At 60.9% G+C, this 12,367-nt stretch carries 11 protein-coding genes; 5 read left to right on the top strand and 6 right to left on the bottom strand.

Annotated features, from left to right (window positions below; all coding sequences use genetic code 11):
* Positions 1–43: 43 nt before the first annotated feature.
* On the bottom strand, positions 44–724 hold the full coding sequence (locus F6X40_RS27120) for a hypothetical protein (RefSeq protein WP_187629918.1): 681 nt from the start codon (positions 722–724) through the stop codon (positions 44–46).
* On the bottom strand, positions 721–1,326 hold the full coding sequence (locus F6X40_RS27125) for a hypothetical protein (RefSeq protein ID WP_187629919.1): 606 nt from the start codon (positions 1,324–1,326) through the stop codon (positions 721–723). Before F6X40_RS27125 ends, F6X40_RS27120 begins: the two co-directional genes overlap by 4 nt.
* A gap of 57 nt (positions 1,327–1,383) precedes the next feature.
* Here F6X40_RS27125 and imuA point away from each other — a divergent pair, with 57 nt between their 5' ends.
* The 5 genes from imuA to F6X40_RS27150 all read left to right on the top strand — a co-directional run bounded on the left by imuA (position 1,384) and on the right by F6X40_RS27150 (position 9,008).
* Entirely contained in the window at positions 1,384–2,094 is a 711-nt protein-coding gene (gene imuA, locus F6X40_RS27130; protein WP_187629920.1) for a translesion DNA synthesis-associated protein ImuA, read from the top strand.
* A gap of 221 nt (positions 2,095–2,315) precedes the next feature.
* On the top strand, positions 2,316–2,753 hold the full coding sequence (locus F6X40_RS27135) for a PleD family two-component system response regulator (protein ID WP_187629921.1): 438 nt from the start codon (positions 2,316–2,318) through the stop codon (positions 2,751–2,753).
* 265 nt (positions 2,754–3,018) lie between these two features.
* Positions 3,019–4,485 carry a Y-family DNA polymerase gene (locus F6X40_RS27140; RefSeq protein WP_187629922.1) on the top strand — a complete coding sequence of 489 codons (1,467 nt, stop codon included), beginning with the start codon at positions 3,019–3,021 and terminating at the stop codon, positions 4,483–4,485.
* Between the two features lie 99 nt (positions 4,486–4,584).
* Positions 4,585–7,752, top strand: coding sequence for an error-prone DNA polymerase (locus tag F6X40_RS27145; protein WP_316251852.1), 3,168 nt, complete (start codon positions 4,585–4,587; stop codon positions 7,750–7,752).
* 143 nt (positions 7,753–7,895) lie between these two features.
* Positions 7,896–9,008: a hypothetical protein gene (locus F6X40_RS27150; RefSeq protein WP_187629923.1), complete on the top strand. Its 1,113-nt coding sequence runs from the start codon at positions 7,896–7,898 to the stop codon at positions 9,006–9,008.
* 196 nt (positions 9,009–9,204) lie between these two features.
* Here the strand turns inward: F6X40_RS27150 and F6X40_RS27155 are convergent, their stop codons facing one another.
* From F6X40_RS27155 to F6X40_RS27170, 4 genes are all read right to left on the bottom strand, one after another.
* Positions 9,205–10,500 carry an inositol monophosphatase gene (locus F6X40_RS27155; RefSeq protein WP_187629924.1) on the bottom strand — a complete coding sequence of 432 codons (1,296 nt, stop codon included), beginning with the start codon at positions 10,498–10,500 and terminating at the stop codon, positions 9,205–9,207.
* A 473-nt stretch (positions 10,501–10,973) separates the two neighbouring features.
* Entirely contained in the window at positions 10,974–11,276 is a 303-nt protein-coding gene (locus F6X40_RS27160) for a hypothetical protein (protein WP_187629925.1), read from the bottom strand.
* Complete coding sequence (locus F6X40_RS27165) at positions 11,273–11,710, bottom strand: hypothetical protein (protein WP_222946180.1); 438 nt, start codon at positions 11,708–11,710, stop codon at positions 11,273–11,275. The genes F6X40_RS27160 and F6X40_RS27165 overlap by 4 nt, the downstream gene beginning before the upstream one ends.
* A gap of 40 nt (positions 11,711–11,750) precedes the next feature.
* Positions 11,751–12,197, bottom strand: coding sequence for a hypothetical protein (locus F6X40_RS27170; RefSeq protein WP_187629926.1), 447 nt, complete (start codon positions 12,195–12,197; stop codon positions 11,751–11,753).
* Positions 12,198–12,367: the final 170 nt, after the last annotated feature.

Consider the following 12,367-nt stretch of genomic DNA (forward strand, 5'->3'; position numbering starts at 1 on the left):
ACAGGAACCCTGTCTCCAGCTCGGTTGACGTCGAGAAAGCCCCCTAGCGAGAGGGCTGTGCCGACGCCATATCGCCCCGCACAATGTCCTGGAGCAAGTCCCTTAGAGAGCGCAAAACATCCCGGGCTTTGCGAGTCTCGCCAGGGTCTTGCGCTTGTGGCACTGTTCGCGCATGTTGACGCAGTGCCCGGGTGAGGGCTTCCACGTCGGCCTGCTTCTGGTAGAAGGCTCGGACCCACTCCGCCGTTGACGCGTCAGGATGATTTCGCCACAGCCCCGTGGCCACAATGCGTTGAGTCATCAAGGCCTCGTCCATAAACCCTTTCACCGCGTCGTACTGAGCCATTAGCGTCGACAGCCCTTTGCTTAGTTCTTCCGCCGCCAAGTCCTTCGGCTCAGAGCTCTGCGTAGCAATGCGGTCCCATTCAGCGAATTCACGGTCTACTGCAAAACACTGCAAAAACAGCGCTTCTAGTGCGGCTTTTCCTGCGCGTGGGCCTGCAGCAGTCAAGTCGGGGTCAGCGTAGCGGTGGAGGAAAACGCGATTGTCAGGGCCTTCGTTTAATCCGACCTCATCCCTTGCGCCCTCTCGCCGTGACCGAAACAGTATGCCTTCGTTAACGTAGCGGCTCTTCAGCCGAACAACGGCCGCAGCGAGCACCAGGCCTATGGCCGGTAGTATGACGAGCGCCGGATTATCCCCGGCGAAGGAAAATAGGCTCATGCGGGTCTCGCTAGCTTGGCAAGTGCCGCCACTATGGTCAAGAGATAGTAGGCCACGACTTCGGTTCCCGCGACGCCGAGCCGGCTCCCAAGCCAGCCACCGAATCCCCACTCGGGCCACCAAAGCGGGAAAGTTCCCTTCATTGAGTATTCCAGCGAAGCAGTCCACAGCAGCGACCCAACCAAGCCCAGCATCACAGCGATGATGAGAACCGCCGCGTTCCAATTGTAGTCCCGGCGCGCCCGTGCGTCAGGGGAGCTTCCAGTTGTCCGGCCGGGCGGCGGCTTTGGGCCAATTGACAGGCACGGCAGCAGCAATCCCAGCCCCGCCGATACTAGCGACGGCGCTAGAAACCTCTGGGATTCTTCGCCCGCCACGCCGCGAAACGCAGATTCATACAAGCCAAGCAGGAAAGGTAGCGCGAAGAGCAAGAATGTGACCCCTATATTCCAGCATCTTCGCAAGTCGACTAGCATTGGCGGGCCATCGGGGAGTCGCGGTTCGGCGATTCTAGCAAGCAGAAAAGGCGATGTGGCGCTTAGGAGTTCCGGGTTCAGTATGTGCTGCAGCGTTGAGGTCCCGACGAAGTCGTTCTCGACCAAGACCGCGCCTCGAAAAGGGATTAGAATACTGTTTATACATACAGCTTTTTCCTTCCAATGCTAGCTGCTGTCGCCAATCCCGAATCGATACACCCGTCGCTTTGGCGGGCGTCGCAGCTCGCGCGCGGCGACGGCCGGTGCGTCGAAACGGGGTATCCAGCGCTCTCGGGCGAACTCCCGGGTGGTGGGTGGCCGGTGGGCGCTCTTGTTGACCTGCTGGTACAGCAGCAAGGCATCGGCGAGTTGCGGCTGCTTGAACCAGTCCTCCGCGCGTCCGGCAAAGGCCCGGTTGCCCTGGTTCAGCCGCCGCACCTGCCCAATTCACTGGCACTGGCGAACTGGGGCATTCCTCTCGAGCGTTGCCTCGTCATGCGGCCTGAGCGGACCGCCGACGCGCTGTGGGCTGCCGAGCAAATCCTGCGCGCTGGCACGTGCAGCACGCTGGTTTTCTGGCAAAACCACATGCGGGCCGAGTCGCTGCGGCGGTTGCATCTGGCGGCCCAGTCCTCGGAAACGCTTTTTTTCATGATTCGACCGCTTCCAGCCGCTCAGGACGCGTCTCCGTCGCCCTTGCGGTTAGCTCTGCGCCCTGTAGCGGACGGCCTGTCCATTGACTTTGTGAAACGACGCGGGCCGCTGCGGCACGAGCCGCTTGTTCTGTCCGTCCTCCCCTCGCCTTCTTTGCTGGACAAGAATGCGCCTATGGATTGGCGTGCTCCCGGGACATCTACGCCTGTTGCCCCGCTGGAGTTTGCCACCCACGAATAGAGCGAAACGCGCCGGCCGCCAATAAAAAGCTGCGCTTAACGCCGCTTCTGCTTCGAATCACAAGCCCCGACGGCATCACCACGGGACAGCGGAGTCTTTCTGAGTTCCCTGGCAATTGGCTTGCGGCGACGGACGCATGGTGACGCCGTAACCGGCGGCCGTCGGACGTTCGGGGCATGGCTGTTGCGACACCGCCAAGGCCGCTCACCAGTGTTCCTGTCATGCATACCGTTCTTCTCGTCGATGACGACTCCGAAAGTCTCTGGTCTCTGCAGTTGTCTCTTGAAGGAAGGGGCCACCACGTCGTGCTGGCAAGAAACGGTGCGGACGCGTTGAACAAACTTCTACGTGGGATTCCCCGGTTGATTATCACCGACTGGCAAATGCCCGAAATGGACGGTGCAGAGCTATGCAGGCACGTCAGATGTAACCCCGCGCTGGCGCACCTGCCGATTATTCTGTTGTCCGCCATGCCCGAACCCGGGCACGGGCCCCCTTGCTGGTCTGCGTTTTTTCGAAAGCCGGCTGACCTGAGCGCCCTCATGCGTACAGTTGACGCCCTCGCTGCTGAGCGCCTGGCTGGAACGGTCGCCCCGCTCGCGCTTGAGAGCCCAATGGCCTCAAGGTGGCAAGCCGTTAATCCCCGATGCTGGCCCTAGCGAAGCGTGCTGGGTCACCCTCCAGAGTTTGCCTAGTGCGGCCTCGCCGCGCGGGCAAAGGCGGTCGATGCAGTCGCAGGGCGCAGTCGTTTGTCTTTGGGCTTATGATACTGTTTATCCATACAGTTTTTGACTTTCATGCATTCTGAATCAGCGCATCTTCCTTCCCGGCAGTCGTTCCGCATGAAGACCCGGGACGTCTGCGGCGGAGCCTCGCGCGCGTGTCGGCCAGTTTTTTTGGCTGCGAATTTCTGAACGGTCTGCCATGCGCCTATGGATTGGCGTGCACCTGCCGCGCCTGCCTCTTGAGGTATTCCGGCCGAGCTGGTCACGCACGACTGAAGCTGGTGCGGCCGTGCTCGAGCGCGACCGCGTCATTCTCTGCGACACCTCCGCGCGCGACACGGGCTTACGCCCCGGCATGAAGCGTGGTGGCGTGCTGACGCTCGCCCCTGACACGCTGCTGTTCGAGCGCTCGGAGGCGAGAGAAGAAGAAGCAGCCAGGGACGTCGCCCTAGCACTGATGCAGTTCACGCCTCTCGTTGTCATCAGCGATGAAACGACAATCCTGATGGACGTGTCCGCCAGCCTGCGTCTCTTTGGCGGCGCGCTGAGGGTGTGTCAGCTCGTGAAGACGGTGCTGCTTCGTTTCGGTTTTACGTTTTCTTTCAGCACGGCACCCACCGGTCAAGGCGCGTGGCTGCTCGCGCGCATAGGCGGCGGCCGCGTGATATCTCAGAGGAGTCTGGAGCGGGCACTGGACCGACTCCCGGTGACGCTGCTACCGGCGGCGCGCAAGTACGCTGACTGGTTCGAGGGCATTGGCTGCAACAGCATCGGAGAATTGCGGAAACTGCCGCGAGCGGGTCTCAAGCGCCGCTGCGGCGACGGCCTACTCGACGCGCTGGACGCCGCCTTGGGGGAAGCGCCCGAATTGTTCGAATGGCTGCAAACGCCCCCGGTCTTCGATGCCCGGCTGGAGCTGCCCGACCGCGTGGAACACGCGGAAGCCGTGCTGTTCGCCGGCCAGCGGCTTATCTCACAGTTGTCCGGGTGGCTGGTGGCGCGCCAGTTGGTCATGACGCGTTTCATCCTGTATCTGGAGCACGAACGCGGACGCGAAGCCGCGCCGCCGACTGCCGTGGACGTTGCGTTGGCGGAGCCGACGTGGGAAGACCGCCATCTGGTGCGCCTCCTGAAGGAGCGACTGGGCCGTATCACGCTGGTAGCGCCTGTCATCGCCATCCGACTCGAGGCCAAAGACGTGCAGGCTGCCGCGCCGCCGAGCGAAGAACTCTTTCCTCAGCCCGGAGGGTCGAAGGAAGACCACAACCGCCTTCTCGAACTGCTGGTTGCGAGACTGGGCGCGGACAAGGTGCTCCGGCCTGCGCCTGTGGCGGACCATCGGCCGGAGACTGCGAACCGATGGGTGCCGCTCGCCGACGCCGAGAAGCTTATCCCGCCGCCCGGCGACCTTCCTCGCCCCGCGTGGCTGCTGGAGAACCCGGTCCAACTTCTGACGCGCCAGCACCGACCGTTTTACGGGTCGCCGCTGCGGACGGTCTCGCCTCCCGAGCGCATTGAAGCCGGCTGGCACGACGGGGAGATGGTGACGCGCGATTACTTTGTCGCGCAGGGGGAGGACTTCGCGTACTACTGGATTTTCCGGGAACGAGTTTCAAGCCGGGATGAGGATGACCCCCGCTGGTTCCTGCATGGACTGTTTGGCTAGCCGTAGGCCGCGAAGTGATGCAATCACCACATCTAACAGGACGTCCATAGTGGCTATTTTGCTCCATCTCCCCGTCGGCGAACAACGTTCAAAATCTCGATGATGCCGCGCGACACGCAAGCCGACCCGGTGTACGGCTCGGTTCTTCCGCCCTACGCCGAACTCCACTGCGCAACGAATTTCTCGTTCCTGCATGGGGCTTCTCACGCTGAGGAGCTGGTAGAGCGCGCCGTACAACTTGGGTACAGCGCACTCGCCATCACGGACGAGTGCTCGCTCGCTGGCGTGGTGCGCGCACATGCGCCGGCGAAGGCGGCGGCCCTGCCTCTAATCATCGGTTCCTTCTTCCGGCTAGCGGACGATGATGGTCGGCCCGGGCCTGCCTTCGTTGCGCTCGCGCAAAACCGCGAGGGTTACGGCAATCTGTCCGAACTCATCACGCTTGCCCGCACCAGAACGGCCAAGGGTGCCTACCTGCTCAAGGCGGCCGACCTCGAGGCGCCGGCGCCGCCCTATGAGCACCTCAAAGGGCTGCCCGACTGCCTCATCATCCTTGTGCCGGATTTTCCCGCGCGCGAAGAACAGCTCACGAAAGACGCGGCATGGGTTGCGCGGAGCTTCCCGGGGCGAAGCTGGGTCGAGCTCACGCTTCTGCAACGCGCGATGGACGACCTGCACCGAGGCGCGGTCGAGCGCTCGGCGGCGCGCGCGGGACTTGCGGTGGTCGCGACCGGTCAGGTTTGCATGCATGTGCGCTCGCGCAAGCCGCTGCAGGACACCCTGACCTCAATTCGAGTTGGCCGGCCGATTGAGAAGTGCGGGTACGACCTCGCGCCAAACGCGGAGGGACATCTGCGCTCCCGCTTGCGCCTCGCGAACATCTATCCGCGCCGCGCGCTCGAGGAGACCGTGAGAATCGCCGAGCAATGCACCTTCTCGCTCGACGAGTTGCGCTACGAGTACCCGGATGAACTCGTGCCCGTCGGCTACACCGCCGCTGCCTATCTCCGGGAAGAGACCTATGCCGGCGCGCGCCGCCGGTTCGCACAAGGCATCCCTCACTCGGTCCAGGTGCAACTGGAGCACGAGCTGCAGCTTATTGGCGAATTGAAGTATGAGCCGTACTTTCTGACGGTCTACGACATCGTCCGTTTCGCGCGAAGCCAGAACATTCTCTGTCAGGGACGCGGGTCGGCGGCGAATTCCGCTGTTTGTTTCTGCCTCGGAGTCACTGAGGTGGACCCCGCGCGCGGCAACATGCTGTTCGAGCGCTTCATTTCGAAGGAACGCGGCGAGCCCCCGGATATTGATATCGACTTTGAGCATCAGCGTCGCGAAGAGGTCATCCAGTACATCTATGGCAAGTACGGCCGGCACCGCGCCGCCCTCGCTGCGGCGGTGGCCACCTATCGACCGAAGAGCGCTTTACGCGAGGCCGGCAAGGCACTGAACGTCGACCTCGATATCGTCGACCGGGTCGCCAAAGCCCATCACTGGTTTGATTCCAGCAGTGACTTGCTCGAGCGCTTCAAGGAGTCCGGTCTGGACCCGGAGGCTCCGCTCATCAAGCAATGGGCCGCACTCGCCGCGCAGCTTCTGGGCTTTCCGCGCCACCTGTCCCAGCACTCGGGCGGTTTCGTCATCAGCCGGGGAAAGCTGTCGCGCATGGTGCCCATCGAGAATGCGGCGATGCCGGACCGAAGCGTCATCCAGTGGGACAAGGACGACCTCGAGGCGCTTGGGCTCCTCAAAATCGACATCCTTGCACTCGGCATGCTGTCGGCCATCCGCCGGGCGCTCGCACTCGTCTCACAACGGCGCGGTCAGCTGTTTGAGCTGCAGGACATTCCGGCGGAGGACGACGAGACTTACGAGATGATTTGTAAGGCGGACACAGTCGGGGTGTTCCAAATTGAGTCGCGCGCACAGATGAGCATGCTGCCGCGCCTGCAGCCCCGGGTGTTCTACGACCTCGTCATCGAGGTAGCCATCGTGCGACCCGGCCCGGTGCAGGGCGGGATGGTGCATCCGTACCTGCGCCGGCGCCAGGGCAAGGAACCTGTCAGCTACCCGAGCCCGGACATGGAAAAGGCCCTCGCCCGCACGCTCGGCGTACCGATTTTCCAGGAGCAGGTGATGCAGGTCGCGATGCTCGCTGCCGGGTTTTCAGCCGGTGAAGCCGACCAGCTGCGCCGAGCAATGGCGGCGTGGAAACGTAAGGGAGGCCTTGAGCACTACTACTCGCGCATCGTCGATGGCATGCTCGAGCGCGGCTACGACCGTGAGTTTGCCGAGTCCATATTCAGCCAGATACAGGGGTTTGGCGAGTACGGCTTCCCGGAGAGTCATGCGGCGAGCTTCGCCCTCCTCGTCTATGCAAGCAGCTGGCTCAAGTGCCACGAGCCGCAGGCTTTCCTGTGCGCGATGCTCAACAGTCAGCCGATGGGCTTCTATTCGCCCTCCCAGCTTATCCAGGACGCGAAGCGCCATCGCGTCGACGTGCTCCCTGTCGACGTGACAGTGAGCGGTTGGGACTCAGTGCTCGAGGGCGGCGCGCAGTCGCCGGCCGTCCGATTGGGCCTGTCGGTTATCAGCGGGATGCGCGCCGCCAGCGCCGAGCGCATTGAGACCGCGCGTGCCGTTCGGACTTTCGTGGATGTGGCCGACCTCGCCCGGCGTGCCCAGCTCGATAAACACGACCTTCAGGTTCTCGCCGGCGCCGACGCGCTGAATTCGCTTTCTGGTCATCGGCGCGACGCATTGTGGGCCGCCGCTGCAGCTGTGCCTGACAAGGACCTACTGCGCGTGACACAGCCTGAGGAGGAGCGCCCCGTTCTGGCCGCGCCGAGCGAAGCCGAGGAAATCGTCGCCGATTACCGGTCGATGGGATTGACGCTGCACCGGCACCCGCTCGCGCTTCTGCGTCCGAAGCTTCTCAAGGAACGGCTGCTGCCGGCCGAGACCCTTTTCAAATTCCCTAACGGACGGCTTGCGCGCGGATGCGGACTTGTCACGGTACGACAGCGCCCGGGGACGGCGAACGGCGTGATGTTCATGACGCTCGAGGACGAGACGGGTTCGGTCAATGTAATTGTCTGGGAGTCTGTACTCGAGCGGTTCCGCAAGGAAGCCCTTGGCGCCTCGCTTCTTGCGGTCTATGGCGTTTGGCAATGCGAGGGCGACGTGCGGCACCTGGTGGCTCAACGCCTGGTGGACTTTTCCGCTCTGCTCGGCACGTTGCGCACGAGCAGCCGGGATTTCTGCTAGTCGCGGCGCTGCGGGCGCGTCAGGCGGGTTAGACCCGCTGGTGCGATGTGGCTGGTCAGGCGAAGTGGACGCGCAATTTGCGAACGAAGGCCGTATCATGAGTTTCGAAAAATGTTGACCCTACTGGCTCAACCGGAGGCACGGTGAACTGGGGAGACCTCACACTTCGCATCTTATCCGGTGCCACCGGTGCCCTGCTTCTTTATGCAGGGTTGTTCATCTATGAGGATGAAGAGAAGGCCATCCAAAATAAGCTCGAAAACTGGTGGCTGGACTTTACTAAGTTGCACGGCACGGTCATCTCCAAGCAGACGGAAATTTCCACCTTTGCAGTGACCAAAGTCAGAGATGTATTTGATAGATTGTTCAGCTCAAATGTCTGGTCGCGCCATGCAATATGCGTTGCATTCGAATTATTTGTATATGTATTTGGGTTGGCCCAGGTTTTACTTTTAACATTAGGCTTCGGTAACGCGGTTTTAGCCGCTGCCGAATCAACTTCGACGCCAGCGTTGATTGCATATTTACATCTGCCGACGAGTTTAATTTTACTGTTTTTGCTTTTCGGTGCATGCTGCACCTATTTCACGTACAGACTATACTCAATTTTCACAACCGTCACCCTTCACGCTCGCGAATATACTTCGCGTTTGTCTTTGACAACGATTATCTACTACCTTGCACTTATTAGCGTCTTCTATTTCGCAGGAAGTATAGTTTTTTCGCCTCGCTCGCCCAGGCATACCCTAGGTGTCAACCAGCCACATCCAGTCGCACAATCGATAACGTTGATTCTTGGGCTCGTAACCGTAGTGCTGTTTATCCTCGCCTCCGCATATCTATTGCGTCGCATGGCTACTTTGACAATTGAAATGGAATCGGAATGGCCGCTTGCAATCGGCCTTACAGGCGCATGGTTTATTACTATTTTGACATTGTATTTGGAAGTTTCAGCGGCCGGCCGCTTTGGTTTTCACGACGCTATTTCAAGGTTTCTGCTTCTGGCGATAACAATAGGCGCCGCCCTTTTAACAGGCACATGGACGTTTCTAATAGCAATAATTGCTGGAATACTGACGCTTCATAGAATTATTTGGCCAATTATGGAACGGCTGCTTTACAATTTACCTAGACACAAAATAATAGAAAGCAAGCGGGCACTGTTGACGCTTAGTAGCATATTCCTGACGTTCGCGGGAATTTCTGGTGATGCTTGGGCACACATCCTTGAAATCGCCGGAAAGTTCATTAAATGAGAAAGGCGTAGCGCAGATAGTCTGCTTTAGGTTTCCTTGATATCGACCACGTCGGCCCGCGCCGCCGTGCTCAACGGCGTGTGGCCTTTCAGAAAGTTTGCCTCAAGTAGGACACTCGCCCGACGGGCTGAATTCGAAATGACGGGGTTGTGAGCCCTGTCCGCCGGACCTCCCCCGCCGAACGTGGAATCCTACGCTACCCAAAAGAAAAATGGGCGGCAGTGCACGTCGCGAGCCGTATCGCGTCGTCCAACGGACCTCCTCCAGAATGCTTTGCCATCGGCACCATGAAGACCTGCTCGGCGGGGAACGTCGGATTCGAGACAATCCGATAGAGGTAGTTCGCCAGGCGCGCCGCCGGCGCATCCAGGTGCCGCTTTAGCGAGCAAGGCAGCTTGTCGTAGCAGACCGAGCGTGCCTGATACGGCTCGGGAGCGATGCAAAGAGCGGTCTGGTGCTTCGACGAGGGAAGACGTACAAGCGCAGCACGAAGTAGCGCGGCACCGACGCCTTTACCGCGCAACTGTTTCCTGACTTCCCAGAGACTGACGTACGCGACTCGATACTGCGAGAACATGACGACGGCCTCGTCTGCGCCCAGCGCTTCGCCCGAAGCGAGCGCAAGCGAGAGCATTTCGCTTGAGTGAGCATCCAGCACGTACGCCAGGTCCGCGAGACTACCAACGTCGGGCACCTGCAGCAGGGTCAGGCGTAGCCCTGCGACCAACTCGTCGGTGCTTGCGTCGTTGAAGACTGCAAGGACCTCCGTGAGTGACTCCTCGCCCACTTGCGGATGCTTATCCCGGCTCGTCATTGTCAACAGATACGGCCCGACCTTTTCTCTGAACGCAAGCGGCTTGTCGCGGTCGTAGCGGCTCAGCTCTGCGTCGAGCGCATCGATTTCGACACGCGCACCGCCGGCCGGCCTTGCTGGAGCGCCGCCGTACCAGAAAGGACTCGGCGCCGTGCGTCGCTGGCCCGGTGGAACCATGCCTTCCGGTGTGGCGCGCCAGTTCAAGACCAGAAAGTCGACGCCCTCCTCGTAGTCGCGCTCGAAGAGTGACAGCACCGACCGGTCGCGCACCGCATCGAGCGTCTTGCGGGCTACCCACTCGCCCCAGTCGGAGAGCTGGTGCATATCCGCAGGGCTGGCCGCTGCCCACAGGTAGTCGTCCCTGTTGGTTTCAGCTAGTCTTTCTGGCGCCGCGACCCATGCTTGCCACGCCCTGAGCGTGCGTTGCGCGACGAGCGCGCCGGCCAGGCGGTAGCCGGACGATAGAATCTGCCGTCCGCTGGATTCGTCGGTAGCCCGGAACCGGTCGTTCATGAGTTCGGACACCGAGGTCGCGTCGAAGCGGCGGCGCGGTTCGTCGACTTCGGCAATGAGCTCGAACCGCCGGTGCGAGAGAACATGGGCGACGAGATGCTCGGCGTCGGCACCCGGGTCCGTGACCGAGTGTGAGAGAAGCTCTTTCAAAACGGGATGAGGCATGGGCCACTCCGACGTTACTCGTGATTGTTGACGAGGCGTTCCCTCGTCATCCCGCGAGAGGACTAGTAACTTTGTTCGAAGTGTTCGCGCACACACAGTGCGGTCGACCGCAAAAGACGGTATGTTGGCTACACGGTCTTGAGGCCACCAACTTGAGGAATCTATGCTTTCGCTTATCCGAAATTTCCGTGTTGTCGCACACACGGGCGAAAATCACACAGTGCGCGAAGAACGGGCCATCCAGGCAGCGTCGCACATGGGTGCTGCACAAAAATTCGCGAGTGAGTTTAATGAGACCCCGTACCCCGGCCGCGTGGAGCAACCGAAGGACGGATGTTCAACGATGTCGTTTGGCTGGACCGGTCACGGCCAGCGCATATGGGTGTACGAAGTTTGATTTGAACGCGAGGCGATGTTGCCTCGCGTTTTTCTTTATGCCAGCGCGTCTTCTCGGGGCGCTAGCCGCAGAGTCTTTAGCCGGCGTGACGGCAATCCGTCGCGGGAAAGTACGTGCGGTAGAACCAGAATGAGCAAACGACATTGGCGAGCACGCCAACGGCGAAGGAGACCGCGCCTATCCCGCCTGCATATCGAAGCCAGAGAGGCTTGGTTTGGACGCCGGTGAGCAGCAGAAGCGCGAGGCCACACAGGATAGCCGACATGAAAATAGCCCACCCGCCAAAGGTGACAACGGTCACCGCGTTATAGAGCGGCGTTTGGTCCCGGGAGGGAATCAGCAGCGCGCGCCAGTCGAGTCCAGCTAGTCGCGGGTTCACGATGATGGGTCATTCGATAACTCCTGCGAGGAAGGAAAGAGTGGCTGAGCCTTTCTTTCAAGGGATATTCTGGCCAGGTTCGCCATGACTTCCGGGAAGAGTTCGGCAAGCACCTCCGGAGGCAGCGTTCGCAGCTCCACTGTCTTACCCGACTCCCGTGCGCGCGCCATGCCATATTCCATGCCGCGCGAAAATCCGAAATCGGTGTAGACCACGGTACCGTGCGAGACTTCCCGCCAGGCCAGGCCCGCATCGATGCCGTGCTGACGTTCTTCGGGAATGTCGTCGTTCAGCACACCATCCTGTGTGTACAGTAAGTGCGACGCGATAGGCGCCTCTCCTCGGAGCAGGGAATCTCGCACCGCTGCGCGAGCGTACTTGATATTGCGCTCCACGTCGCCAGCAAACGGGCTTTCAAGAATAACAAGCTTCACATAGACTCCATTCGTAAGGGCAGAGAGAAAGTAGCGACCGTCAGGCGGCGACTCCATGCAACTCGCGACTCGGCCCTTCCTTGTCCCAATTGGAAAGCGCAATCAGGTCGTGCCGCACGAACTCCCGCCCTTCGGCCACGACGGTCAAGCGAAAGGCGCGGCCCGCAGAGGAGCCGGTGCAAAGCTTTAGCATCTGCTTCGCCTCGATGTCGTCGAGTGGGTCGAACTGCCAGAGCTTCTCGGCAATGAACTCGTCATCAACAAAAAACAGCAGTATTCCGAGCAGCAGAGCGCCGCCGAGCACTCGGGCGACGTCCGCGCTGTCGAGCTCACCTGCTGGGGTAGTTGAACGGAGCAATAGGACAGCAGCTGCCACAGCGGCCAGAAAGGCTGCGGCGAGAGAGGCCCGCCCCAGCCATGCCAGCTTCCGCTTGCGGCGGACAGCTTCCGCGCTAAGCGGAGTCGGAGCTTTAGGGTTTGGAAGCATCGAGGGAAATCCTATGTGGGCAGGCCGACCGATGGAATACCGTGGAGGTCGCGGCAAGCCTGCATACCCAGCTGCTCGACGTTTTCTGGCCGATGCCCTTCGACTGCCTCTCGCATACGGTATAGGCGGGTCTTGACGGCGGAAAGGTCAGCGCCCGGCATGCGGGCTGG

Source organism: Paraburkholderia sp. UCT31 (assembly GCF_014397655.1).
Classification (GTDB): domain Bacteria; phylum Pseudomonadota; class Gammaproteobacteria; order Burkholderiales; family Burkholderiaceae; genus Paraburkholderia; species Paraburkholderia tuberum.